The 24,287-nt window shown below is 48.5% G+C and carries 26 protein-coding genes; 23 read left to right on the top strand and 3 right to left on the bottom strand.

Features of this window, described 5'->3' with window-relative positions:
- Positions 1 to 12: 12 nt before the first annotated feature.
- From QRD89_RS14900 to QRD89_RS14825, 16 genes are all read left to right on the top strand, one after another.
- Positions 13 to 1,242 (top strand): acyl-CoA dehydrogenase family protein, encoded by a 1,230-nt coding sequence (locus QRD89_RS14900; RefSeq protein WP_286095590.1) that lies wholly within the window; start codon positions 13 to 15, stop codon positions 1,240 to 1,242.
- Positions 1,232 to 2,005 carry an SDR family oxidoreductase gene (locus QRD89_RS14895; RefSeq protein WP_286095589.1) on the top strand — a complete coding sequence of 258 codons (774 nt, stop codon included), beginning with the start codon at positions 1,232 to 1,234 and terminating at the stop codon, positions 2,003 to 2,005. Before QRD89_RS14900 ends, QRD89_RS14895 begins: the two co-directional genes overlap by 11 nt.
- Before the next feature lie 23 nt (positions 2,006 to 2,028).
- Entirely contained in the window at positions 2,029 to 3,201 is a 1,173-nt protein-coding gene (locus QRD89_RS14890; RefSeq protein ID WP_008637665.1) for a thiolase family protein, read from the top strand.
- A gap of 76 nt (positions 3,202 to 3,277) precedes the next feature.
- Positions 3,278 to 3,844, top strand: a complete 567-nt coding sequence (locus QRD89_RS14885) for a TetR/AcrR family transcriptional regulator (protein ID WP_008637667.1) — start codon at positions 3,278 to 3,280, stop codon at positions 3,842 to 3,844.
- A gap of 55 nt (positions 3,845 to 3,899) precedes the next feature.
- Positions 3,900 to 4,328 carry an acyl-CoA thioesterase gene (locus QRD89_RS14880; RefSeq protein WP_008637669.1) on the top strand — a complete coding sequence of 143 codons (429 nt, stop codon included), beginning with the start codon at positions 3,900 to 3,902 and terminating at the stop codon, positions 4,326 to 4,328.
- The gene (locus tag QRD89_RS14875; protein ID WP_008637671.1) at positions 4,315 to 5,079 is read left to right on the top strand and encodes an SDR family NAD(P)-dependent oxidoreductase; all 765 of its coding nucleotides are present in this window, start codon (positions 4,315 to 4,317) and stop codon (positions 5,077 to 5,079) included. Before QRD89_RS14880 ends, QRD89_RS14875 begins: the two co-directional genes overlap by 14 nt.
- 66 nt (positions 5,080 to 5,145) lie before the next feature.
- Positions 5,146 to 6,825, top strand: coding sequence for a long-chain-fatty-acid--CoA ligase (locus QRD89_RS14870; protein WP_026578161.1), 1,680 nt, complete (start codon positions 5,146 to 5,148; stop codon positions 6,823 to 6,825).
- A 61-nt stretch (positions 6,826 to 6,886) separates the two neighbouring features.
- On the top strand, positions 6,887 to 7,750 hold the full coding sequence (locus tag QRD89_RS14865) for a branched-chain amino acid ABC transporter permease (protein ID WP_026578162.1): 864 nt from the start codon (positions 6,887 to 6,889) through the stop codon (positions 7,748 to 7,750).
- Positions 7,751 to 8,779 carry a branched-chain amino acid ABC transporter permease gene (locus QRD89_RS14860; protein WP_008637679.1) on the top strand — a complete coding sequence of 343 codons (1,029 nt, stop codon included), beginning with the start codon at positions 7,751 to 7,753 and terminating at the stop codon, positions 8,777 to 8,779.
- Between the two features lie 2 nt (positions 8,780 to 8,781).
- Positions 8,782 to 9,546 (top strand): ABC transporter ATP-binding protein, encoded by a 765-nt coding sequence (locus tag QRD89_RS14855; protein WP_008637680.1) that lies wholly within the window; start codon positions 8,782 to 8,784, stop codon positions 9,544 to 9,546.
- Positions 9,539 to 10,246 (top strand): ABC transporter ATP-binding protein, encoded by a 708-nt coding sequence (locus QRD89_RS14850; protein WP_008637681.1) that lies wholly within the window; start codon positions 9,539 to 9,541, stop codon positions 10,244 to 10,246. The genes QRD89_RS14855 and QRD89_RS14850 overlap by 8 nt, the downstream gene beginning before the upstream one ends.
- 36 nt (positions 10,247 to 10,282) lie before the next feature.
- Positions 10,283 to 11,503 (top strand): ABC transporter substrate-binding protein, encoded by a 1,221-nt coding sequence (locus QRD89_RS14845; protein ID WP_286095588.1) that lies wholly within the window; start codon positions 10,283 to 10,285, stop codon positions 11,501 to 11,503.
- A gap of 81 nt (positions 11,504 to 11,584) precedes the next feature.
- Positions 11,585 to 12,736 (top strand): acyl-CoA dehydrogenase family protein, encoded by a 1,152-nt coding sequence (locus QRD89_RS14840; protein ID WP_286095587.1) that lies wholly within the window; start codon positions 11,585 to 11,587, stop codon positions 12,734 to 12,736.
- A gap of 10 nt (positions 12,737 to 12,746) precedes the next feature.
- Positions 12,747 to 13,946 carry a thiolase family protein gene (locus QRD89_RS14835; RefSeq protein WP_286095586.1) on the top strand — a complete coding sequence of 400 codons (1,200 nt, stop codon included), beginning with the start codon at positions 12,747 to 12,749 and terminating at the stop codon, positions 13,944 to 13,946.
- A gap of 5 nt (positions 13,947 to 13,951) precedes the next feature.
- Positions 13,952 to 14,731: an enoyl-CoA hydratase/isomerase family protein gene (locus QRD89_RS14830; RefSeq protein WP_286095585.1), complete on the top strand. Its 780-nt coding sequence runs from the start codon at positions 13,952 to 13,954 to the stop codon at positions 14,729 to 14,731.
- A 14-nt stretch (positions 14,732 to 14,745) separates the two neighbouring features.
- Positions 14,746 to 15,144, top strand: a complete 399-nt coding sequence (locus QRD89_RS14825) for a PaaI family thioesterase (RefSeq protein ID WP_008637686.1) — start codon at positions 14,746 to 14,748, stop codon at positions 15,142 to 15,144.
- 27 nt (positions 15,145 to 15,171) lie between these two features.
- On the opposite strand, the gene QRD89_RS14820 is transcribed toward QRD89_RS14825, so the two are convergent.
- The gene (locus tag QRD89_RS14820) at positions 15,172 to 16,290 is read right to left on the bottom strand and encodes a glycerate kinase (RefSeq protein ID WP_286095584.1); all 1,119 of its coding nucleotides are present in this window, start codon (positions 16,288 to 16,290) and stop codon (positions 15,172 to 15,174) included.
- Between the two features lie 113 nt (positions 16,291 to 16,403).
- Between QRD89_RS14820 and QRD89_RS14815 the strand changes: the two genes are divergently transcribed.
- From QRD89_RS14815 to lhgD, 4 genes are all read left to right on the top strand, one after another.
- Positions 16,404 to 16,958 carry a chromate transporter gene (locus QRD89_RS14815; protein WP_026578169.1) on the top strand — a complete coding sequence of 185 codons (555 nt, stop codon included), beginning with the start codon at positions 16,404 to 16,406 and terminating at the stop codon, positions 16,956 to 16,958.
- Positions 16,955 to 17,485 carry a chromate transporter gene (locus tag QRD89_RS14810; RefSeq protein WP_008637689.1) on the top strand — a complete coding sequence of 177 codons (531 nt, stop codon included), beginning with the start codon at positions 16,955 to 16,957 and terminating at the stop codon, positions 17,483 to 17,485. Before QRD89_RS14815 ends, QRD89_RS14810 begins: the two co-directional genes overlap by 4 nt.
- A 258-nt stretch (positions 17,486 to 17,743) precedes the next feature.
- Positions 17,744 to 18,679 (top strand): glutarate dioxygenase GlaH, encoded by a 936-nt coding sequence (glaH, locus tag QRD89_RS14805; RefSeq protein ID WP_026578170.1) that lies wholly within the window; start codon positions 17,744 to 17,746, stop codon positions 18,677 to 18,679.
- Positions 18,680 to 18,691: 12 nt separating this feature from the next.
- Entirely contained in the window at positions 18,692 to 19,897 is a 1,206-nt protein-coding gene (gene lhgD, locus QRD89_RS14800) for an L-2-hydroxyglutarate dehydrogenase (protein WP_008637691.1), read from the top strand.
- A 75-nt stretch (positions 19,898 to 19,972) separates the two neighbouring features.
- Here lhgD and QRD89_RS14795 read toward each other — a convergent pair whose 3' ends face one another.
- Complete coding sequence (locus tag QRD89_RS14795; protein ID WP_008634146.1) at positions 19,973 to 20,278, bottom strand: DUF3870 domain-containing protein; 306 nt, start codon at positions 20,276 to 20,278, stop codon at positions 19,973 to 19,975.
- Between the two features lie 18 nt (positions 20,279 to 20,296).
- Positions 20,297 to 21,313: a DctP family TRAP transporter solute-binding subunit gene (locus QRD89_RS14790; RefSeq protein WP_286095583.1), complete on the bottom strand. Its 1,017-nt coding sequence runs from the start codon at positions 21,311 to 21,313 to the stop codon at positions 20,297 to 20,299.
- A 96-nt stretch (positions 21,314 to 21,409) separates the two neighbouring features.
- Between QRD89_RS14790 and QRD89_RS14785 the strand changes: the two genes are divergently transcribed.
- From QRD89_RS14785 to QRD89_RS14775, 3 genes are read left to right on the top strand one after another with little or no spacing between them, the layout of a single operon-like run.
- Positions 21,410 to 23,002 carry an ATP-binding protein gene (locus tag QRD89_RS14785; protein ID WP_286095582.1) on the top strand — a complete coding sequence of 531 codons (1,593 nt, stop codon included), beginning with the start codon at positions 21,410 to 21,412 and terminating at the stop codon, positions 23,000 to 23,002.
- Positions 22,999 to 23,682 carry a response regulator gene (locus QRD89_RS14780; protein WP_026578174.1) on the top strand — a complete coding sequence of 228 codons (684 nt, stop codon included), beginning with the start codon at positions 22,999 to 23,001 and terminating at the stop codon, positions 23,680 to 23,682. Before QRD89_RS14785 ends, QRD89_RS14780 begins: the two co-directional genes overlap by 4 nt.
- A 16-nt stretch (positions 23,683 to 23,698) precedes the next feature.
- Positions 23,699 to 24,253: a GNAT family N-acetyltransferase gene (locus tag QRD89_RS14775; protein ID WP_286095581.1), complete on the top strand. Its 555-nt coding sequence runs from the start codon at positions 23,699 to 23,701 to the stop codon at positions 24,251 to 24,253.
- Positions 24,254 to 24,287 lie beyond the last annotated feature (34 nt).

Here is a 24,287-nt window from a genome sequence, read left to right as displayed (position 1 = left end):
GGAGGATGTTATATGTACTTTGAACATTCCGATAAGGTAAAAGCCTTGCAGGAGAAGTTGAAGGAATTCATGGATACACATATCTACCCGAACGAAGCGATCTATGAAGAACAGCTTGGAAAACAGGATCGTTTCGAAAACATTCCGCCAATCATGGACGAATGGAAGCAGAAGGCCAAAGAAGCAAGGCTTTGGAACTTGTTCTTACCGGACAGCGAATATGGAGCAGGTTTGACGAACATGGAGTATGCTCCACTGTGTGAAATTATGGGACGTTCCTTCGTCGGACCGGAAGTGTTCAACTGTGCGGCACCTGACACAGGTAACATGGAAGTGCTCGTCCGATACGGAACGGACGAGCAGAAGAAGCAGTGGCTTGAACCGTTATTAAACGGAGAGATCCGTTCCTGTTTCTCGATGACCGAGCCGGATGTTGCTTCATCGGATGCTACGAATGTGCAGACGAGTATCACGAGGGTCGGGGATGAATATGTCATCAACGGAACGAAATGGTGGTCCTCCGGAGCAGGAGATCCTCGTTGTAAAATCAGCATTTTAATGGGTAAAACGGACCCCGATGCACCGAAGCATGAGCAGCAGTCGATGATTCTTGTTCCACTGGATACAAAAGGCGTCACTATCAAACGGATGCTTCCGGTATTCGGTTATGACCATGCGCCTCACGGTCATGCGGAGATAGAATTCAAGGATGTGCGCGTTCCAGCCGCTAATTTGCTTTGGGGAGAAGGAAAAGGATTTGCCATCGCACAAGGCCGTCTCGGCCCGGGACGTATTCACCACTGTATGCGCACAATCGGTGCAGCAGAACGCGCGCTTGAACAGATGTGTGCACGTGTTCAGGAACGTACAGCGTTTGGAAAGAAAATCGCGGATCAAGGAGTTGTTCGGGAATGGATCGCTGATTCACGGATAGAAATCGAACAGGCCCGTCTTTTGACACTGAAGGCTGCGTACATGATGGATACAGTTGGAAACAAGGAAGCAAAATCGGAAATCGCCATGATCAAAGTAGTGGCACCCAACATTGCCTTGAATGTCATCGACAGAGCCATCCAGGCTTTCGGTGCTTCCGGTGTCAGTGAAGATCAGTCCCTTGCCGCAAGCTGGGCCAACATCCGCACCCTTCGTCTTGCGGACGGTCCGGATGAGGTACACCGGCGTGCGGTAGCGAAGTATGAACTGCAAAAAGCTTCAAAGAGGAGCGAAGTCCATGCACGCTAAAGACCTTTTCGATTTAAGCGGCAAAGTAGCCGTCGTTACCGGAGGTGGTCGCGGGCTTGGGAAGCAGATCGCGCTTGGCTTGGCCGAGTCAGGTGCACATGTCGTCGTTTGTTCAAGGAAACTTGAGCCCTGTGAACAAGTGCGTGATTTGCTTAAAAAAGAAGGAGTCGATGCGCTGGCGTTCGAGTGCGACGTAACAGATGCTTCCAGCATTCAGGATGTGGTCGATCAGACCGTGGATCATTTCGGCCGCATTGATATTTTGGTCAATAACAGCGGGGCGACCTGGGGAGCACCAATGGAAGAAATGCCGCTTGCAGCCTGGCAGAAGGTCATGGATGTGAACGTCACAGGAACGTTCCTCATGTCCCAGGCCGTAGGGAAAATAATGCTGGAACAAGGAGAAGGAAACATTATTAACATCGCTTCCGTAGCTGGAATGAAAGGGTCTGATCCGGAACAAATGGATACAATCGGTTACAACTCAAGCAAAGGTGCCGTCCTTACGTTTACAAAAGATCTTGCCGTCAAATGGGGTCCCCGTGGTATCCGCGTTAATGCGATTGCACCTGGATTCTTCCCGACGAAAATGTCCAAGGTTCTGATGGAGCGGGGAGAGGATACGTTTCTTAATCGGACGCCTCTGCGGAAGTTCGGCGGCGATGATGATTTGAAAGGAACGGCAATATTCTTAAGTTCACGGGCGTCGAACCATATTACAGGGGATGTCGTCATCATCGATGGTGGTTCTCATGCTATGTGACATTTTCGAAGGGAGTGGAGTAATTGGGGAATAGAGATGCAGTGATCGTATCAGCAGTCCGGACGGCCATTGGAAAGCAGGGAGGTTCTCTTGCAACCGTACCGGCGCATGTTCTTGGCGCAGAAGTTATTAAGGAAGCCGTGAAGCGTGCGAAAGTCAATCCCGAACAGATTGAAGACGTCATTTTCGGTAATGTTTTGAGCGGAGGAGGAAATATTGCCAGATTTTCCGCCCTGCAGACAGGGTTATCAATGAAAATCCCCGGATTGACGGTGGACCGCCAGTGCGGGTCCGGGGTGAATGCTATTCACTTAGCTGCTCAAGCCATTAGATCTGGAGACGGAGATGTATATGTCGCTGGAGGAACAGAAAGCATGAGCAGGGCTCCTTATCTGATGGATCGGCCGGAGCGTCCCTACAGTCCTGTCCCCCCATCGTTCCGATCCTCACAGTTATCGCCGAAGGAGATTGGAGATCCACCCATGGGAATCACGGCAGAAAACCTTGCCGAACAGTACAATATATCCCGGGAGGATCAAGATGCGTTTGCCCAGCGTAGTCAGGAGCGGATGGGGCTGGCCATGGCAGAAGGGCGGTTCGATGAACAGATTGTACCTCTTCACATTCCAGTGCGGAAAGGTGAACCGGTCGAATTTAAACAGGATGAACATCCACGACCGTCCTCAACGATTGAGGGGATGGCGAAGCTGAAGCCTGCATTTGCTCAAGGGGGCAGTGTGACGGCAGCGAACAGTTCCGGGTTGAACGATGCCGCTGCTGCATTAACCCTTATGTCGCGTGAAAAAGCGGAGGCGGTTGGAGTGGAGCCGCTCGCAAAAATTGTTGCCTGTACGGTTGCCGGCGTTGACCCTAACATTATGGGGATAGGTCCGGTTCCCGCCACACAAAAAATCATGGAGCAGACGGGATTATCACTGGCTGACATGGATGTCATTGAAATTAATGAGGCGTTCGCAGCCCAGGTTCTTGCCTGTCAGGCGGAATTGAAAATGAATATGGAGAAGGTGAACGTTAACGGCGGAGCCATTTCTCATGGCCATCCACTCGGTGCGACCGGAGCGATCCTGACGACGAAAGCAGCCTATGAGCTGAAACGCATCGGTGGAAGATATGCGTTGATCACGGCTTGTATCGGAGGCGGCCAGGGGATATCGATGATCATCGAACGTGATTGACGAAATCCGTCGCTTTTTCCCGATTTAGGAATGTTATAATTTATATCATCCCTAAACGAGAGGATCGTGTTGTTCTATGCGAGATAAAATCATTCATACCAGTATCCACCTTTTTGATGAAAAAGGATTTACCGAAACGTCTCTGCAGGAAATCGTGGAAGAGATCGGTGTAACAAAAGGTACCTTTTACTATTATTTCAAAAACAAACAGGAGCTTTTGACGGTCATCCATTTGGACTTCATTGAATTTCTTTTGCGGAACCAGGAGGAGATTCTGCATGACGTCTCGAAAGATAGCAAGCAAAAGCTCCGCAGCATGATTTATATGAGTATCCACAGCATTAAGGATCGAAAGCAGAGTGCCCGAATCTTTTTCCGTGAAATGCGGAATCTGGGTCCGGATTACTTGGAACCGATTATTGAAAAGAGGGACCAGTTCCGGGTGAACGTCCAAAAGGTGGTCGAGGAAGGAATCTCGAACGGGGAGTTCGAGGAAGGGATGAATCCGGATATGGTGACACGTGGAATTCTTGGTATGACGAACTGGAGCTATTATTGGTTCGATCCAACCGGGAAAGTTTCGGAGGAGGATCTCACTTCCATTTATCTTGAAATGATTTTGAACGGAATTGCAAAATCCTGATAGCTCTTTAAGAGCTATCGCCATAACATACTGACTAGTCAGAAGGGGTGAGGAAGTGGAGCATGAGAGTAAAGTGAGGGTCCGTTTCTGCGAGACGGATATGGCTGGACACGTCAATAATACGAGCTACTTCATCTACTTGGAAGAGGCACGGGGAAAGTTCTTTCAAGATATTTTCCCGAGCCACTTGAATACAGTTGGAACGTTCATCCTTGCAACAACGACGTGCGATTTCGTCAGCCAGGCCTATTTCGGACAGCCGCTTATTGTCCAGTCCTGGGTATCTGATATCGGCAACAGCAGTTTTTCCTTCGGGCATCGGATCATCGTCGAAGGAACAGAGGAGCTGGTAGCGAAAGCGAGTGCCGTCATTGTTCATTTCAATTATGATAAGCAAATAAGTGAACGGATTCCCGATGAGCTTCGCCTTTTACTTGACGATTGTCTTATGACGGAAAGGAGTGGGAGCCGTGGGAAGATTTGATTCCACAGTCGCCGTCGTGACCGGAGCCGGCAGCGGAATCGGAGCAGCGACTGCTATGAGACTGGCTGAAGAAGGAGCGGTTGTGGTCCTTGTAGGACGGACGACTTCCAAGCTTGAGCATGTGGCAGCGGATATTCAGGAAGCGTTCGGAGCGCGAAGAGCTTCGATTTATCAAGCAGACGTTTCCGAAGAGGAGCAGGTAGCTGGGCTTGCTGCTTTTCTCTACGAAACATATGGGAACGTGGATGTTCTGGTTAACAACGCGGGAACCTCCGGGAAATCTTCTATTCTGGAAATGGAAGCGTCGGAATGGGACCGCATTCAGGACGTGAACCTGAAGAGTGTCTTCCTCGTATCGAAGGCATTGGCACCACTGATGATGGAGAAGGAAAGTAGAAAACGGTCGATTGTGAATGTTGCTTCTTTGTCCGGACATAAGGCAGGAGCGAAAATTCCGCATTACAGTTCATCAAAAGCCGCGGTCATCAATTTCACGAAAGCGCTGGCATTGGAGTTCGCAGATTCCGGTGTACGCGTCAATTCCGTTTCTCCCGGATTTGCAGTGACATCGATGACCGAAGAAGGGTTGAAAAATGAAAAATTTGAGAAGTCTATTCAACGTCATACAGCATTGAAAAGGGTAGGAAAACCGGAAGAGATTGCAGCCGTCATTTGCTTTGCAGCTTCCGAAGAAGCATCCTATATGACAGGCACCGATTTGCTGGTCGATGGAGGATGGATGATCAGCTGAATTTTCGCCCTGTTTAGAAAGCGCTTACAGAAAAGTCTTGTGAAAAAGGAAGAAGGAGGACTATGTATGCACACGAAACATTATGAATTCTGGCCTAAGCTTACGAAGTCACTGACCATTCCGGAAACCTCGATATATGAAAACCTGCAAGTGTCCGCACGCCGCTATCCGAAGCATGCGGCCATTTCTTATTATGGCACGACTATACCGTATGAGAAGCTGCTGGGGGAAGTTGATGCCCTTGCCGGATATATGCAGAAAGAGTGGGAGGTCAAAAAAGGGGATAAAATCCTTTTATTGATGCAGAATGCCCCTCAGTATATCGTCAGTTTTTTTGCCATTCTGCGTACAGGAGCTGTTGTCGTTCCCATCAATCCGATGTTGAAAGCAGAAGAGCTCGCGTTTTATGTGAAAGACGGAGCCATCGAGCATGCCATTGCAGGTCAGGAGCTTATGTCCGTCGTGGAACCGCTGCTAACATCTACGACTTTACATAGCATTCTGTCTGCGGCGTATTCCGATTATCGCGGGAAGAAGGATGAAGAACTCCAGCCGCAGGAAGTAACAGCAGAGAAAAGGGTATTCGAATCGGAAGCGATTACGCTCTGGAGCGATGCTCTGGAGCGGGAGCATACACCGATAGATGTCGATGTCCGCGCAGAAGATCTTGCCGTCATGCCTTATACTTCGGGAACGACAGGGCTGCCGAAAGGATGTATGCATACGCATCGTACGGTTCAGGCAAATACACTCGGTGCCTTCTATTGGTCCAGGACGACGATGGATTCCAAGTCGCTCGCGACGCTTCCATTCTTCCATGTTACAGGTATGGTCCACAGTATGCTTATGCCTGTCTATAGTGGCAATACCGCAGTCGTAATGACGCGGTGGAACCGGGAAATGGCAAGACGGACGATCAGAGATGAAGCATGCACGCACTGGGTGACAATCAGCACAATGCTTGTTGATTTTCTTGCCAATCCGGAAGTGAAAGCAGAGGATTTGACCACTCTCTACGCCATCTCCGGCGGAGGAGCATCCTTTCCAAAAGCGCTTGGTGAAAAACTGTACAAGCTTACCGGCCTCGAATTTGTTGAAGGATACGGTTTGTCCGAAACAATCGCCCAAACCCATTTTAATCCACCGGATCGTCCGAAGATGCAATGTCTCGGTATTCCATCGTTCAATGTGGATGCGAGAATTATAGATCCTGCGACCTTGGAGGAGGTCGGGACGGGAGAAGTCGGTGAAATCGTTGTGAACGGTCCACAAATCATGGTCGGGTATTACAATCGTCCGGAGGAGAACGAGCATGCGTTTCTTGATATGGACGGAAAGAGCTTTTTCCGAACGGGGGACATCGGCCGGATGGATGAGGAGGGCTATTACTTTATCGTCGATCGACTGAAACGAATGATCAATGCTTCAGGGTATAACGTATGGCCGACAGAGGTGGAATCCGCTCTCTATGATCATCCCGCTGTCCAGCAGGCCTGTGTCGTCGGTGTACCGGATCCGCGTAAAGGAGAAAATATCAAAGCGTTCGTCATTCTGAACGAATCCTACGAAGGTGATATTACAGAAGAAGAAATCATTGCATGGTCGAAAGAGAGAATGGCCGCTTATAAATATCCGCGGATGATTGAATTCATCCAGGAACTTCCGATGACCAACAGCGGAAAGATTTTGTGGCGGAAACTGCAGGAGGATGAACGCAAAAAGGTCGAAGCCAATCAAGAATCCTGAACACCGATGCCCCGGGCGGCCGGGGCATATGCTTAAAAATCGAGCGTAAAGGGGAAGTTTCATGGATATTCTGATGCAACAGTTGTTCAATGGCTTGACAATCGGAAGTGTCTACAGTCTGGTTGCCCTTGGTCTCACCCTTGTTTACGGTATTCTTCATATTCCTAACTTTGCTCACGGTGCATTATATATGCTCGGGGCGTATGTCACTCTGACTATGATGCTGCTTTACGGTGTCCATTACTGGGTTGCTATGGCCGTCTCCGTCCTCGTTGTCGGTCTGCTTGGTGTACTGATGGACCGGATTGTATTTCACCCGCTCCGTAACGCCCCGCCGATCCATGACAAAATTGCCGCCATCGGAATCCTGTTATTTTTGGAAGCTTTCGCTCAATTAATTTGGGGAGCAGATTACCGCACGATGGTTACCCCATATGGGCAGGTCGTCGATATTTTTGGAATGACGGCGACGGTGCAGCGGGTGCTGATCAACGTTGGTGCCATTGTTGTCATGGTCCTCCTCTATTTGTTCCTGAAAAAGACATACGTCGGAGCGACGATTATCGCGATGGCTCAGAATCGGGAAGGGGCACACCTTGTCGGTATCAACACAAACAAAGTTGCCATGCTGACGTTCATGATCTCAGGCGCGCTTGCCGCCATTGCTGCTTCCTTGTCTGCACCGATTAACCTCGTTTTTCCGGGAATGGGCCACCTCGTTATATTGAAGGCATTTGTCATTATTATCATCGGTGGTATGGGCAGCGTCCCGGGGGCGATTCTCGGCGGCTATATTCTTGGCTTTACCGAGAGTCTCGGTGCAACCTATATATCCAACGATTATAAAGACATTATTGCGTTTCTGCTTCTGGTCGCCATCTTGTCCATCAAGCCTAAAGGTTTATTTGCAAGGGAGGGATTTTGATTGGGAGCGCTTCTTAAACAACGGGGCTGGATTATTGGGTTCATCCTCGTCGCTGTTTTGTTTCCCTTCGTTCTGAATAACGGTTATTTCCTTCATGTATTGACTTTGGCCTTCATATGGATGATTGCGGTCTATGGGTTGAACCTGCTCGCTGGTTATACGGGATATCTGTCCCTTGCCCATGCAGGCTTCTTCGCTGTCGGAGCTTATGCTCTGGGACTCCTCACGGTCAAGGCAGAACTCAACTACTGGCTGTCTCTTCTGCTTGCCTGCCTGATCACCAGTGCCATCGGCTGTCTCGTCGGATTAATTGCTCTCCGGACGAGAGAACACTTCTTTGCGATCTACACGCTTTGTGTCGGTTACATCATCTACCTTGTCATTGATAAATGGGACAGTCTCACAGGCGGTGTCCGCGGTTTGATTGGAATTCCCGCCCCCTCCGCAATTGGACCATTGTCATTTGACACACCACTCTCTCAATATTACTTAATCCTATTTTTTCTTTTACTCACCATACTCGTTATGTACCGCATCGTACACTCGCTGACCGGCCGTACTTTTATAGCCATCCGTAATGGGGAGGATCTTGCAAAAACTATCGGTATTTCGACCATGAAGAATAAGCTGATTGTCTTTGTCCTGTCTGCCTTCTTTGCTGGATTTGCCGGTGCTCTCTATGCATCTTTCATTCGATTCATAGGTCCTGATATCGGCTATATGACGGTCATCTTCGACTTGTTGACGTACATGCTTGTCGGCGGGATCGGCACTTTAGCAGGACCGATAGTCGGTACGTTTCTCATCGTTGCCCTGTCCCAGTCCCTTCAATTTCTGCAGGATTATCGAATGCTCATCTTCGGTCCACTCCTCACCCTGTTAATCATTTTCTATCCGAGGGGGATTGCCGGAGCTTATATGGACTGGCGTGTAAAGATGGGGTCGAAGAAGCGGTCGGAAACGAAAAGGCGCCAAGCGTATTTCGACCCACAGGAAGAAGAATCGGAACAAAAAGTGAAGGAGGGATGAGGATGCTAATGGAAACGAAGGGGCTGACGAAACGCTTCGGAGGCCTTGTCGCTGTCAATGAAGTGGACTTCACAATTGAAGCAGGGAAAATCAATGCCATTATCGGTCCGAACGGTGCCGGGAAATCGACATTCTTCAATTTGTTAAGCGGGACCTATACACCGAGTACCGGTCAAGTATTCTACAAGGGAGAAGATATTACAAAGCTGCCTCCGAACAGGATTGCGAAGCTCGGAGTGGCACGAACCTTCCAAACCACGAATTTATTTGAACAGGCAACGGTGCTTGATAACGTCATTGTCGGACATCGTCTGAGAACGAATTCCAATCTGTGGGATGCCATTCTCCGAACGAAGCGATTCCACAGAGAGGAGAAGAAGTGTCGGGATAAGGCGATGGAAGTCCTGGAGTTTGTCGGACTGACGGACGTCCGCGACAAAGTTGCGGGAGGAATATCCCAGGAAGAAAAGAAACGTGTCGCTTTTGCTCTGGCACTCGCTACCGACCCGGAAGTGGTTTTTCTCGATGAACCGACCGCAGGTATTAACCCCGGGGAGACGGAGGGCCTGGCAGAGCTCATGCAGAAAATGGTCAAACGCGGTATTACTGTCTGTCTGATTGAGCACAAAATGAAGATGATTATGAAACTTGCAGGCAAAATCATGGTGTTGAATTACGGCGAGAAGATTGCGGAAGGGACAGCTGATGAAGTAATGAATAACCAAGCTGTCATCGAAGCCTACCTGGGAGGGAGTGCCAGTGCTTGAACTGTTGGATGTGACTGTGAAATATGGCGATCTTGCCGCTGTCGAACATGTCAATCTCCGCGTAGCGGAAGGGGAACTCGTTGTGCTCCTCGGTTCGAACGGTGCGGGGAAAAGCACTACTTTCCATACGGTGAGCGGACTTCATAAACCGAGCACCGGTACAATTCTGTTTGAAGGAAAACCCATTCAAGGGACAGCTCCGGATAAAATTGTCCGTTCCGGTATTGTTCAGTGTGCGGAAGATCGAAAACTTTTTCCGCAAATGTCTGTGAAAGAGAATCTTGTAATGGGAGCATATGTGCACAGGAGAAAGCGGAAACAGGTTCAACAATCTTTGGAAGAAGCCTATGAGCTTTTTCCGATCCTTCGCGATAAGAAGGAAGATGCTGCCGGATCACTCAGTGGAGGACAGCAGCAGATGCTGGCCATTGGACGGGCTATGATGGCGAAGCCCAAGCTTCTGCTTCTAGACGAGCCATCCATCGGACTCGCACCGCTCATTGTCGAGCAAATGTTTGACGTCATCCGAAAAATTAATAAGGACGGGACAACGGTGCTGCTTGCGGAACAGAATGCCTATGCAGCTTTGAAGATTGCGGATCGCGGCTACGTATACGAAAGCGGCAGAGTTGTTGTCCAAGGAACGGCGGAAGAACTGCTGGCCAACGATACCGTAAGAAAAGCATATATTGGTGCGTAATCACAAGTCAGTTAAAAACCATAGGAGGATTATACGATGAAATCTATGAAACTATCGGTTTTGTTCGTGATGTTGGCGATGATGATGGTTATGGCAGGATGTATTGATAACCCGTCCACCCAGTCGGGAGGAGAAGGAGAGGCGGATGCAAAAACGAATGAGCCGGAAGTGAAGGAGGGGGAGGAAGTCGTCCATATCGGATACAGTGGTCCTTTGAGTGGTCCTGCGGCCTACTATGGGGAAAGAACCTTGAACGGGCTTTCGATGGCAGTGGATGAAATTAATGAGAACGGTGGTTTTGAAATCGACGGACAGACGTATAAGTTCAACGTCGTTGCTCTCGACGACAAATACCTCCCGAACGAAACGGCAGCGAACGCTAAACGCATGCTTCAGGAGAATGACACACCGATCATTTTCTCTCCTCACAGCGGTGGAATCAAAGCAATGCAGGTCTTCAATGAAGAGGAAAATTTCTTAGTAGCCGCCTATTCCAGTGAGCCGGACATTACAGCAGCAGGCAATGAACTAACGGTAAGAATTCCGCCCAGCTATGATGGCTATTTGGAGCCGTTCACTAATTATGCCATGGAGAACCATGGGAAGAAGCTCGCAGCACTCCCTGCAGCGACACAATACGGAAAAGACTGGACGGAAGCACTTGTTCCTTACTGGGAGGAGCAGGGTGGCGAGGTCGTCTACAACTCCTCCATCGATTTCACAAAAGATACGGATTTCTTCACACTCGTAACAAATGCGCTGAAGGAAGATCCGGACGTACTCTTTATCGGAGGACCTTCGGAACCGACGGCGAAAGTAGCCAAGCAGGCAAGAGAGCTTGGTTTTGAAGGCGGATTCCTTGTCATGGACCAGGCGAAGTTCGATGAGATGAAAGTCGTTACAGAATCCTATGACATGTTGAACGGTTCTGTCGGAGTGCTTCCATTAGTAGATTCTGATTTTCCGGGGACGGCTGAATTCATAGAAAAATATGAAGCTGAACATGGGGAAACACCTGGATCGGAGGCGGGCTATCATTACGTTGCCACGTACATTTTTATGGAAGCAATGAAAGCAGCAGGCAGTGTCGATAATCCTGAGGCAATCCGGGCAAATATGCAGAAAGGTCTGGAAGCACTGCCGGAAGAGAAGCAGGTTTATACCATTGTTAAGTTGGATGAGAACGGTGGCTTCCATACCAATCTTCGTATCGGTGTCATTGAAGAGGGCAAAGTTGTCGACCTGGCTGTAGAATGACGGGATGGCCGGTTTTATCAGTAGACTGATAGACCGGCTTTTTCTTATATAGAAGGCAGAAAAAGGAAGGGAGAGCGGCAGATGGATTTCACCTTGGGAAAAGACGTGGAATTATTGAAGAAAAACGTCAGAGAATTTGTCCAGTCGGAAGTGGAAGCGGCAGCGGCAGTCATCGAAAAAGAAGACAGGATTCCCGATAAGATCTTGGAAGCTTCCAAACAGATGGGCTTGTTTGGTTTGAGTATACCGGAAGCCTATGGAGGACTCGGCATTGGGATGGTCGGTAAATGTGCACTTTATGAAGAAATTGGAGCGACACACAACGGTTATACCACGATGATCGGCGCGCATACGGGTATTGGAACAGTGGGCATTGTCGAGATGGGAAATGATCTTCAGAAAGAAAGGTATCTTCCCTCTATGGCAAGAGGGGAGTCGATTGGCGCTTTCGCCCTTACCGAGCCGAGTGCCGGTTCCAACGCCTCCAATTTGAAGACGACAGCCGTCAAACATGGCGATAAGTATCTGTTAAACGGAACGAAGCACTATATAACAAACGCACCTATTGCGGATGTGTTCACGGTAATGGCAGTGACCGATCCGGAGAAAGGAGCAAAGGGGATCACGTCGTTTCTCATTGAGAAGGATTTTCCGGGCTTTTACGTAGGGGCAGTAGAACCGAAGATGGGGCTTCACGGCTCCCAGTCGGCGGAAGTCATTATGGAAGATTGTGAGGTGCCGGGAGCCAATGTTCTTGGAGAAATCGGTCAAGGTTATGTCAACGCGCTTAAGATACTTGCCAATGGCCGGGCAGGACTGGCTGCAAGGAATCTCGGCTCCTGTCAAAAGCTGCTCGACTTATCGATGCACTATACCCGGGAACGGGAACAGTTCGGCGTTCCAATCATTGATCATCAAGCAGTAGCTCATATGGTCTCGGAAATGGCGGTGGAAATAGAAGCACTTCGCGCACTGACCTACAAAGTTGCCTGGATGGTCGATCAAGGACAGAAGGTGATCAAGGAAGCTGCCATGCTTAAGTTATATGGTTCCGAGGTCTACAACCGCGTCGCTGATAAAGCGGTACAAGTCCATGGCGGGATTGGATACATATCCGATTACCCGATCGAACGATTTTACCGTGACGCCAGGATTACAAGAATATATGAGGGAACCTCTGAAATTCAGAAAAACATCATTGCGGGACAATTGAAGAAGGAATATGCCAGGTAGGAGGAATGAGATGGAAGACGTCGTCATTGTCAGTGCTGTCCGAACCGCAATCGGCCGATACGGGGGAGCGTTGAAAGACCAGCCCTCCTCAAGCCTAGCAGCGACTGTCATTAAAGCTTCTCTGGACCGTTCGGGAGTGGGAAAAGATCAAGTCGACGAGGTGATTTTTGGAGAAGTCAGGCAGACAACGGAAGCCTCCAATGTCGCAAGGGTCGCAGCTCTGCGTGCAGGAATTCCGGAAGAATCTCCCGCCTATACGATCAACCGCTTATGTGCTTCCGGTCTGCAGTGTGTCGCTTCCGCCGTCCAGCAAATCCTTTTCAAGCAGGCGGACATCGTTGTGGCAGGAGGAACGGAAAGCATGAGCAGGTCACCAATATATCTTAGAAACGCAAGGTTTGGGGGCGACCGGACACACCTTGTCGACTCCAATACAGAAGCAGGGCAGCAACCTCATGAACTATATGGAAGTGGTCTTGGGATGGGGGTGACAGCGGAAAATGTCGCAGAGCGCTACGGTATTTCACGGAAAGAACAGGATCAGTTTGCTGCGGAAAGCCAGCGGCGGGCTGGAAGAGCTGTCAGCAATGGGAAGTTTAAGAAGGAGATTGTTCCGGTTTCTTTAAATAAGCGGGGAGGTACCAGTATTTTTGAAACGGATGAATATCCACGACCGGAGACAACGGAGGAGAAACTAGCCGCATTACCGACCGTTTTTAAAGAAGGCGGCACCGTAACAGCCGGAAATGCCTGTGGTCGTAATGATGGTGCAGCTGCACTAATTATGATGCGCGCATCAAAGGCTGAGGAGATGGGGCTGACTCCTCTCGCCCGGGTTGTGGATTGGGCTGCTTCGGGAGTGTCACCGGAGATTATGGGGATCGGCCCGATACCTGCCGTTATGAAACTTCTGCAAAGGACAGGGAAGAGAATGGAAGATATCGGCTTATTCGAACTGAACGAAGCGTTCGCCTCTCAATCCCTTGCTGTCATACAGGAGCTCGGACTGGACAGGGAACGCGTCAACGTCAATGGAGGAGCCATCGCCTTAGGTCATCCAGTCGGTGCCAGCGGCGCGAGGATACTTGTAACCCTGCTCCACGAAATGAGGAAACGTAACGAACAGGTAGGAATTGCTGCTTTATGCGCCGGCGGAGGACAGGGAATGGCATTGATGGTGGAACAAATCGACCAAAAAAGGAAGGGATGAGACGTATGAAGGAGAAAATGCTTCAATATGGAAAAGAAGGGAAGCTCGCATATTTAAGGATCGATCGTCCGGAAGTAAGGAATGCACTGAATAAACAGACGCTTGAGGAGATGAGTGAGGCACTGGATCGAGCGTCAGCCGATCCGGAAGTCGAACTCGTCGTCTTCACTGGAAGCGGGGAGAAAGCGTTCGCAGCCGGAGCGGATATTAGTCAAATGCCTGACAAGAAAGGCATCGATGCCTTAAAGGAAAACGATATGCAGCAAGTGTACGATCGTATCGAGAGTTTTGAAAAGCCGACGATTGCCATGGTCAACGGTCTCGCCTTAGGTGGCGGATGTGAACTGGCTATGGCTTGTGATATCCGTATCGCTTCTTCTAACGCAAAGTTTGGTCTTCCTGAACTGAATTTGTCCATCATCCCCGGGGCAGGAGGCACCCAGCGGCTTACAAGGCTTGTCGGAAAAGGAAAAGCACTGGAAATGATTTTGACCGGAAAAGTCATCGAAGCAGAGGAGGCGCTTAGAATAGGACTTGTAACCGACATGGTACCGCCGGAGCACCTGAAAGCAAAAGTGGAGGAAGTGTCTGCAAAGATCCTCGCCAAAGGACCGTTGGCAGTCCAGCTTGCCAAGCTGACCGTACACATGGGAGCGGAGACGGATATGAAGACCGGCTTGCTTCTTGAAAAGCTGTCTCAGGCGATCCTGTTCAATTCGGAAGATAAAAATGAGGGGACCAAGGCCTTTATGGAAAAACGCAGAGCTGTTTTCCAGGGGAAATGAAGGGGGATAACTCCATGCTTGCTTCTGTTGATGATGTTCGTTTGAGTTTTGAACAAAGTCCTTATTTCCAGCACATTGGGTTTGAAATTATACGCTTTGAAGAGGGGGATGTTCTTCTGAAGCTTGCTGTGACAGATAAGCTTAGAAATGTAAACGGCACGTTGCACGGAGGCGTCCACGCATCCATGATCGACTTGATTCTCGGGATGACCATCCGTTCTGCGACCAAGACGCGCTGTTCTACTATAAACCTGAATGTCCATTATCTTGCACCGGTTTCTGGAGGCGATCTCTACGCCAAAGGAAAGTTGCTGCAGCAAGGCTATAAGATTGTTACTGCGGAAGCAGAAATGTATGACAGGGAGGGTGTGATGGCTGCCAAAGGAATGGGGACGTTCAAGTTGATCAGATAAAAAAGAGGAGGGCCATGCGCCCTCCTCTCACTTATGGTTAAATAACCGTACGATTTGTGTGGTTGCTTGCTTCACATAGGCTTCTGCATGGTCCAGGCAGTCATCGAGTGTCCTGGGTCCTGGTACAATGGAGAAGCAGGCGGTGAATCGATCGTTGAGTTTTTCAATATCTCCATCCAGGCTTCCGGAGAGGAGAATGACCGGCTTTTTGTGCCGGTGGCATAGCTCGGCGATATACCCTGGTGCTTTGCCGTAAAGTGTTTGATCGTCACTCTGCCCTTCCCCCGTAATCACCAAATCTGCATGCCGGACCGCTTCTTCCAATTGGACGGCCTCTCCCACGAGTTGGGCTCCGGACGTAAGGATGCCGCCAAGCGCCAGGAAAGCAAATCCAAGTCCTCCTGCAGCACCTGCTCCCTTCTGATCCATCAGTGGATGACCTACTGCTTCTTCTACCAATTTCCCATAACACGATAACGCTTGATCATAGGCGAGTATCTGCTCTGTTGTTGCTCCCTTTTGCCTGCCATAAACGTGACTGGCCCCGGATTTACCTGTTAATGGATTATCGACATCACAGGCTACTTGAATCGTCGCTTCCGACACCCTTGGGTCGATGGTCGTAAAGTCCATATGCTCGACGTTATGTAAGTCTTTACCGAAGATACCTGCAGCCTGTCGGTTACCATCTAATGCTTTTATTCCAAGAGCCTGAAGCATACCGAGTCCCCCGTCATTTGTAGAACTGCCGCCGATTGCGATGATGAAGTCGCGCAGCCCCTCATCGAGCGCATGTCTGATTGCCTGGCCAATGCCGTAGCTTGTCGTATGATCAGGGTTTCTTTTGTCCTTCGGGACGAGAGGAAGTCCCGCGATGGCTGCACCTTCTATAATTGCTCTATCTTCCGTCTTGACATACCAGCCCGTCGATTCTTCTCCCAGGGGGCCGGTACAGGGGAAGGAGATTTTTTCATGAGGAATAGAGGCTGCCAATGCTTCGGTGGTTCCTTCTCCTCCATCCGCCATCGGTATAGCCCTGGTTTCTGTATCCGGTAGAACGGCGCGAATGGCCTGTTTCATCGCCTGACTGACTTCGATTGACGATAAACTGCCTTTGAATGAATCCGGTGCTAATACAAATTTCATGAACGGCAAGACTCCCTTCTTTTGCTTCCCTTTATTGTACCAGAGGAGATAGGTAAGAGTAGAAAATCCAATCGATTTGGAGTACAGTGGGGAGCGGAGAAAGGAGTATGGTAATGGTACAGTGGGATATTTTTATAGCATTTTTCCGAGTAGGCATGCTCGGCTATGGCGGCGGCCCATCTTCTATTCCTCTTGTGCATAAGGAAGTGGTCGAGAAATATAAATGGATGTCGGATGATGAGTTCGGGGACGTCCTTGCTCTTGCGAATTCCCTGCCCGGCCCGATTGCCACAAAAATGGCTGGATATATCGGTTATCGCGTGTCGGGCGTGGTCGGGATGATGAATGCACTGGTTGCTTCGGTCCTTCCAACCATCGTGTTGTTGATCATTTTCCTCACATCTTTAAATAACTTTAGAGATCAGGCATGGGTGTCCGGAATGACGAAGGCAGTCGTTCCTGTCGTCGGAGTCATGCTCGCTAAACTCACCTATGATTTTATGATAAAAGCGAAAGGACATATGGGATGGCTTCTTGCCATTTCGCTTGGACTTCTCTCGCTTTTCCTAATGGAATGGATGGGAGTTCACCCTGCTATACTTATAGCGGCCCTGTTGGCCTACGCACTGCTTCGTCCTCGTAAAAAAGAGAGGGGGCAGGCGTCATGATATTATGGAAGATCTTTCTTGCATTTTTCATCCCTGGTATCGTCGGTTATGGGGGAGGTCCTTCTGCCATTCCATTGACGGAAAACGAGATCGTTGACCGTTTCGGCTGGATGTCCGTTTCTGAATTTAGTGAAATGCTGGCCTTGGCAAATGCCCTGCCCGGACCAATTAATACGAAAATTGCCGGCTTAATCGGATATCAACAGGCTGGAGTATTAGGTGCATTTGTCGGAGTGTTTGCTACAGTTGCTCCTTCCCTGATTTTAATGATGTTCTTAATGCGTTTATTATCTAAGTTCAAAGACTCCCCGCGTGTCAAGGAAATGACGAGTTTGATCCGGCCGGTCATCGCTGTTCTGCTGGGAGTCATGGCTTTTGAATTCTTCCATAATTCTTATGAAGGTAGTGGTACCGTCCAGACAGCCGGACTGATTGTGGTCAGCTTTGTATTATTGGAGAAGGTTAAACTAAACCCTGCGTTCGTCATCCTCGGGGCTCTTATTTATGGTGCTCTCTTTTTAGGATGAAGGTATTGACAGAAATTTCAGTTAGTTGTACTATCAAATTAGAAGTAACCAGATAGAGAGGAAGCCCCTTTCATCAACCGGTTACAAAGAACGTTTCGTAAAATAAAAAATGAAACTGTAAAGACTGTCTCGTCTCTGCCGGATCCAGAGATGAATTCGCAGTATAAGCCAGTTTTCTCCTTAGAGAAGGGAGAAAACTGGCTTTTTTCGTTTCCAGGGCCCTGGATATCCTACTACTTAATAAATGGAGGAGTAAACATGTGTGCAGTAGAAATGAAGAAAGATAGTCTCCGTACTTTTGCTGGAAGAGGGTATAACATTGCGCCGCATCCGAAACACCAGCGATTATATTCCATTCAATTGGAAGAAGAAGTCGTTACCCAGTTCTTGAACGAAGTGCAGGATATCAGTGTGGAACAACTGGAGTATATACCCTACCAGCGTCTGATCGTGGCTGATGCTCTGATGCAATTGTTAGACGAAGACTTTCAAACGCTTGTCTGTACGATGCTTCACGACAGAAATTCAGGAGGCTTTACTATCGGATTACAGGGGCGTACGTCATCCACAGAGGATTATGTGAAGTTCTCGACAGCTCTTTCCCATCTTGCCGGAGTTCCTAACTTTGATGCCATGTCTAAAAAGTATTACGCACGCTTTTCCGTGAAACATACAGATGACAGTGATTCGTATCTTCGCCAGGCATATCGCCGCTTCACCCTTCATACAGATGGTACGTATGTCGATGAGCCAACGGACTGGCTCTTGATGATGAAGATGGAAGAAGAAAATGCGGTCGGTGGCAGTTCCCGTCTGCTGCACTTGGATGATTGGGAGGATTTCGATTACTTTTATAACCAGCCGCTGGGGAAACATCCATTTGTTTATAAGGCGCCGGCCAGTAAGAACGTGTCGGAGGAAGTCACGCGCAAAACATTTTATATGTGGAATAACAAACCTTGTATCTGCTTTATCGATCAATTTGTGTATCCCGAAACGATGCAGGAAGCTCAATACTTAAGTCAGTTATCCCGTTCAATGGAAAATTCGGCTGGAGTATTGGAGCTGGAACTGCCGGTCGGAGACTTGGTTATGCTCAACAACCGCTTTTGGCTGCACGGGAGAGCCGGTTTCGAGAGGAATGAATCCCTGCATCGAGAGCTGCTCCGACAGCGCGGGAGGTTCTTACAATAAGGAGGAATCCAGATGTATGATTATGGAATCATTGGTGGAGGAATTGTAGGATTATCGACTGCCTATGCACTGATGCAGGAACATCCACATGCAAGGATAATCGTTATCGAGAAAGAAAAAGAAATAGCAGAACATCAAACGGGCAGAAACAGCGGCGTCATCCATTCCGGGGTTTACTACCAGCCGGGAAGTTTAAAAGCGAGAATGGCCGTTCAGGGTCGGAACAGTATGGAAGCGTTCTGCAGGATGCATAACATTCCACACGATATCTGCGGAAAGGTTCTGGTAGCGACGGAACAGGAAGAGCTGCCGCGTTTAGAAGCGCTTTACAAACGAGTTCAGGAAAATGGGCTGAACGTGACAAGGGTGGACAAGCGGGAACTAACCGCTATTGAACCTCATGTCGCCGGGCTTGCCGGGTTAAAGGTTCCTTCCACCGGAATCGTCGATTATAAGCAGGTTAGTCACAAATTAAAGGCTCTGTTGGAAGGCGGCGGCGCAGAATTTTTAATGGGAGAAGCCGTCCGTTCCATCAACGAAGGACCCGAAGATGTGAACATCGAGACAGAAAAGAAGACGATACGAACGAGGTACATGGTCAACTGTGCAGGACTTTTCAGTGATCGACTTGTAAAGATGGCAGGTATTCACACGGATGTAAGAATCATTCCTTTCCGAGGGGAATATTTCGAATTGACACCTGAGAAGGCTCACCTCGTGAAAGGATTAATCTATCCGATACCGAACCCTGATTTCCCTTTCCTTGGTGTGCATTTGACGAAGATGATCGACGGAGGTGTCCATGCAGGACCTAATGCCGTCCTGAGCTGGAAGCGGGAAGGGTACAAGAAGACGGATTTTGGATGGAGGGATGCTTTGGACGTCCTCTCCTTCCCGGGATTTTGGAAGCTTGCCGGAGCGAACGTGAAAGAGGGATCGAAGGAAATGCTCCGCTCTTTTCATAAGCAGAGCTTCGTGAAGAGCCTGCAGCGTCTGGTTCCGGAAATTGGAACGGAGGATGTCATCCCGACAAAATCGGGGGTGCGGGCGCAGGCCATGTTGAAAGACGGAAGATTGGTAGATGATTTTCATATCATTGCAGGGAAAAGGACGGTCCATGTGTGTAATGCTCCCTCTCCTGCGGCAACGGCTTCGTTGGAGATAGGAAAAGAAATTGCCAGGAGAATGCCTGAGGTTGCCGGCAGGAAGGCCGGATAAGAGAATGTGCAGTAAAAAAGGAAGGACCAGATGAAGTCTGGTCCTTTTACTATTGCCCGGGCAATGGTACTTTTGTCAGTGATGGAGCTGATATTGTTTGTAAGAGTCTTTCAAGGCAGCTTCAAGAGCGTTGCCGGCTTTACCGAGGTATCCTTCTCTGAGGCTCGCAACAGGTTCTTCCGTGCCGTCTTTCAGGCTGTATCCTTTTAGGAGAGATTTTATATATTCCCTGCCATGATCGGTTGCCAGGGTACAGGAAGCATCAATAATTACCCCGTATTTCCTGTCAATCTCCAGTGTCAATGTCAACGACTCGGAGATGTGATTGGCAGCCATACCTCCGGGGAGCTTTGCGTGTCCCGCTACAAAAATGGTTTTCATTCTATTCCGCCTCTTTCTTCATTTGTTTTCGGTTAACGTGGAAGGACGTCTGTAAACAGCTTCCATCGCCTTCTGCCACTCTTCCCTTTCAGCGGGGGTCAAGTAATGAATCTCAATGGATTCGTCCCTTTTCATCTGCCTCAGATAAGCGTCATTCATTTCAATGGAATGACGTTCGATCCACGCCGTCGTTTCTTCCATAGTTTCGGTCAGTATTTGCTGATGGCTGTCCGTTAACTGTTCCCAAAAGTCTTCATTCATCAACACCACATATCCTAAATACCCATGGTTGCTGATGGTCATGTGTGCTTGTTCTATGTAAAGTTTCTTGGTGTAAATGTTGGAGATTGTATTTTCCTGTCCATCAATGAAGTCGACCTCCAGATTGTTGTAAGTTTCATTGAATGGGAGTTCGCTTGTGCTTGCTCCAAGCGCTTCGAACTGAGCTTTAAGTACTGGACTCGGCATGATCCGGAAATGCATTTGCTCAAAATCCTCCGGCATGATGAGTGGATGCTTGTTGCTCGTTATCTGTTTAAACCCGTTATACCAGAAGGTCATTCCTTTTAAACCATCCTCTTCTAACTCTCCGAGCAGTGCTTCACCGGTCGCTCCTTCATACATGGCTTTAACCTCGCTTACATTACGGAAAGCGAAAGGAAGATCGAGAATCTGCCAGCTTGGGAAGTGGATGGTCATTTTGGATGTTGCCGGCGCAATCATTTGGACGTGGCCGCTTTTTAATGCCTCATATTCATTCTTGTCATTGTACAAAGAGCCATTGGAATATACATTTACTTTTATCTTGCCGGCAGAACGCTCCTCCACAAGCTCGGCGAACTTTCTTGCAGCCATTCCCTTCGGTGTGTTTTCTGCTGCAACATGACTGAAGTTGATAACAATCGCTTCCTTTAATCCTTCCTGTTCGTCGTCATATTCAAGCGACTGGGCAGTCTCACTGAAATCCCGGCCGAAGAATAATGCCGAAGCGATTCCGAGAAAGAGAAGCAGGGCAATCGCCAGAAATAATTTCAATGAGAATCCCCCTCTTGAAATCGTTTACAACAGTGTACCATAGATTTACTTTTAAGTGATACACTAGAAGAAGTGATGGAATGAAGGAGCTTATGTATGCCAGTGAAACAAATGCCGATCCGGTGGAAGATTACCATTCTGTCTTTTGGGATTGTCCTGTTCTCCATCTTAATCGGAGGAATCGTCATTATCGGTAATGCCGTCGAGTCGCAGGAGGAGTCTTTAGGGGAACGGTCCCTTATGACAGGGAGAACGGTCGCTAACCTGCCGGCAATAGAAGATGGGTTGAGAGAATCAGAAGGGTGGAAAGTCATTAACCCGATTGTCGAACAAATCCGGATGGTCAATCAAGCAGATTACATCGTCGTTTTGAACATGAATCGTATCCGCTATTCTCATCCAATTGATTCCAAACTGGGGACAGCTTCTGCCGGGAAGGATGAAGGACCTGCTTTCGCAGAACACAGCTATGTCTCTAAAGCCAAGGGCGATTCAGGGATTGCTGTACGAGGATTCGTCCCCGTCATGAATGAGAATCATGAACAGATCGGAGTGGTCATCGTCGGGAACCTGCTTCCTTCCTGGTTTGATATTCTTGGGGCGGTTAAAGGGGAGATATTGTTCGTATTACTTCTGACTTTGAGCTTCGGCATCGTCGGTTCCTGGATGCTCGCCCGTCATTTAAAAGAAGGGACCTATCGTCTTGAGCCTCATGAAATTGTTCAGCTGCTCGTAGAACGAACAGCTACCTTTCAGGCGATGGATGAAGGGATTATTGCGATTGACAAGGAAGGCCGGATCACCATCATGAATGAGAAAGCGAAGGCCATCCTTTCTCTACAGGGAGATTTCCTGAATCAACATTGGAAGCGTGTTGTTCCGGATGTAGAAATTGTCCATTCATTGATGACAGGGGAGCAGGTTAGAAACAAAGAGGTTCGAATGGATCAGACAGTCATTCTAAGTACTTCCATACCGATTAGGATTGAGGAGGAAATCGTCGGAGCTGTCATGGTATTTCAAGACCGTACGGAAGTAAAAGAGCTCGCTGAAGAACTGACGGGAGTCAAAGCGTTTGTGGATGCGTTGAGAATACAGAACCATGAACACCTGAATAAACTACATACCATTGCAGGGTTGATTCAACTGGACAAGAGAGAAGAGGCGTTGGATTTTGTTTTTGATACATCGGAAAATCAGGAACGTTTATCCGGGTTCCTCATGCAGCGTTTTCCTCATTACAGCATTGCCGGTCTGCTTCTCAGTAAAATATCGAGAGGTCTGGAGCTTGGAATCGAGGTTACATTGGATGACTACAGTGAACTGCACGTTTTTCCTCCTTTATTGGATCAGCACGATTTCGTCATTATAATCGGCAACTTGATTGAGAACGCCTTCCAATCGTTTGACGGAATCTATAAAGAACAGAAATGGTTGGATATTTCTGTGATTCAGGGTCGATGTTCCTGTGTGATCTCAGTAGAAGACAATGGCAGAGGAATGACAGAAGAGGAACGGATTCGGATGTTCGACAAAGGGTTTACAACGAAGGAGACGGGATCCGGAATCGGTCTGTTTTTGGTGAAACAGATCGTGGAGAAGGGACGCGGGGACTGGGAGGTTGTTACCAAACCTGGAGAAGGAACGAGTGTCTTGTTAACCATACCGATGGAAGGAGAGGTATCATGAGTGTGAAGCCAGTAATTAATGTGTTGTTAATTGAGGATGATCCGATGGTGCAGGAAGTCAATCGCCAGTTCATTGAGCAGGTGACTCCCTTTCAAGTCATCGCGACAGCAGGGAATGGGAGAGAAGGAGTGGAACTGGCTGAGAAGTTGTCTCCGGATCTGATTGTACTGGATGTGTATATGCCGGAGAAAGATGGGAAGCAGACCATCAAGGAAATCAGGGCGCATGCCTTTCCCTCCGATATCATTGTCATCTCAGCAGCGAAGGAGAAAGAGACGGTACGGGCTATGCTGCGGTACGGGGTGCATGATTACATTATGAAACCTTTCAAGTTTGAAAGGCTTCAGCAGGCATTGCTGTCTTACCATTCTTATTACAGCAAAACAACCGGTGAGGGGGACTTGGGTCAGGATCAGTTGGATACTTTTTTAAAAAGAGAAAAAAAGACTAGAAACGAAACACTGCCCAAAGGGTTGAATGAGAAGACGCTGGAGCAAGTCCAGGAGTATATACAAAGTCGATCGGAAGCGCTCTCTGCGGAAGAAGTTTCGGACGGACTGGGTATGGCACGCGTGACTGCTCGACGTTATTTGGAGTATCTTCAAAAGCAGGGCGTGGTTACTTTGGATCTTCAGTACGGAGGTGTAGGAAGACCAGTCAACCGCTATCGCTATAATTAGAAGGAGAGAGAATGATATGGGAGACTTCCCGAAGCTCGTAACAGAACGTTTGGTTCTAAGAGAAGTATCGGATGGAGACGCAGGAGATATGTTGGAATACCTGTCGGATGAAGAGGTGGTTGCACACCTCGGATTAGCACCATCCATCACAGTTGCTGATGCCCGGAAGGAAGTGGCATGGTACCGAAAGATTAGAAAAGAAGGTACCGGCATCCGGTGGGGAGTGACAAGGAGAGAAGACGATAAGGTCATTGGTAGCTGTGGTTATCTCCATTGGAAGAAGGAGCATTATCGTGCCGAAATCGGCTTTGAATTAAGCAGATCTCATTGGAAAAAAGGAATTGCTTCAGAAGCACTGGATGCCGTCCTTGATTATGGATTTAAAACGCTGGGTTTAGAACGGGTGGAGGCATTGATTGAACCGGATAATACTGCCTCCAGACAGATGGTCACCCGTCATGGTTTCATGAAGGAAGGACTGCTCAGGAATTATGAATATACACTTGGGAAATTTGATGATCTTTGCATATATTCCATACTGAAAGGTGACAAAAGACTATATAAAAGATAAGGCGATTCCAGAAAAGGAGTCGTCTATTTTTATG

It is taken from the genome of Halobacillus sp. ACCC02827, assembly GCF_030291935.1.
Taxonomy (GTDB): Bacteria; Bacillota; Bacilli; order Bacillales; family Halobacillaceae; genus Halobacillus.
This window is presented reverse-complemented; position numbering and strand designations above follow the sequence as displayed.

Bases quoted from the DNA above. Each gene is read 5' to 3' on its own strand.
- QRD89_RS14900 (WP_286095590.1), top strand. From the start codon at position 13: ATGTACTTTGAACATTCCGATAAGGTAAAAGCCTTGCAGGAGAAGTTG.
- QRD89_RS14895 (WP_286095589.1), top strand. From the start codon at position 1,232: ATGCACGCTAAAGACCTTTTCGATTTAAGCGGCAAAGTAGCCGTCGTT.
- QRD89_RS14885 (WP_008637667.1), top strand. From the start codon at position 3,278: ATGCGAGATAAAATCATTCATACCAGTATCCACCTTTTTGATGAAAAA.
- QRD89_RS14870 (WP_026578161.1), top strand. From the start codon at position 5,146: ATGCACACGAAACATTATGAATTCTGGCCTAAGCTTACGAAGTCACTG.
- QRD89_RS14865 (WP_026578162.1), top strand. From the start codon at position 6,887: ATGGATATTCTGATGCAACAGTTGTTCAATGGCTTGACAATCGGAAGT.
- QRD89_RS14855 (WP_008637680.1), top strand. From the start codon at position 8,782: ATGCTAATGGAAACGAAGGGGCTGACGAAACGCTTCGGAGGCCTTGTC.
- QRD89_RS14845 (WP_286095588.1), top strand. From the start codon at position 10,283: ATGAAATCTATGAAACTATCGGTTTTGTTCGTGATGTTGGCGATGATG.
- QRD89_RS14840 (WP_286095587.1), top strand. From the start codon at position 11,585: ATGGATTTCACCTTGGGAAAAGACGTGGAATTATTGAAGAAAAACGTC.
- QRD89_RS14835 (WP_286095586.1), top strand. From the start codon at position 12,747: ATGGAAGACGTCGTCATTGTCAGTGCTGTCCGAACCGCAATCGGCCGA.
- QRD89_RS14830 (WP_286095585.1), top strand. From the start codon at position 13,952: ATGAAGGAGAAAATGCTTCAATATGGAAAAGAAGGGAAGCTCGCATAT.
- QRD89_RS14825 (WP_008637686.1), top strand. From the start codon at position 14,746: ATGCTTGCTTCTGTTGATGATGTTCGTTTGAGTTTTGAACAAAGTCCT.
- QRD89_RS14820 (WP_286095584.1), bottom strand. From the start codon at position 16,290: ATGAAATTTGTATTAGCACCGGATTCATTCAAAGGCAGTTTATCGTCA.
- QRD89_RS14815 (WP_026578169.1), top strand. From the start codon at position 16,404: ATGGTACAGTGGGATATTTTTATAGCATTTTTCCGAGTAGGCATGCTC.
- QRD89_RS14810 (WP_008637689.1), top strand. From the start codon at position 16,955: ATGATATTATGGAAGATCTTTCTTGCATTTTTCATCCCTGGTATCGTC.
- glaH (WP_026578170.1), top strand. From the start codon at position 17,744: ATGTGTGCAGTAGAAATGAAGAAAGATAGTCTCCGTACTTTTGCTGGA.
- lhgD (WP_008637691.1), top strand. From the start codon at position 18,692: ATGTATGATTATGGAATCATTGGTGGAGGAATTGTAGGATTATCGACT.
- QRD89_RS14795 (WP_008634146.1), bottom strand. From the start codon at position 20,278: ATGAAAACCATTTTTGTAGCGGGACACGCAAAGCTCCCCGGAGGTATG.
- QRD89_RS14785 (WP_286095582.1), top strand. From the start codon at position 21,410: ATGCCAGTGAAACAAATGCCGATCCGGTGGAAGATTACCATTCTGTCT.
- QRD89_RS14780 (WP_026578174.1), top strand. From the start codon at position 22,999: ATGAGTGTGAAGCCAGTAATTAATGTGTTGTTAATTGAGGATGATCCG.
- QRD89_RS14775 (WP_286095581.1), top strand. From the start codon at position 23,699: ATGGGAGACTTCCCGAAGCTCGTAACAGAACGTTTGGTTCTAAGAGAA.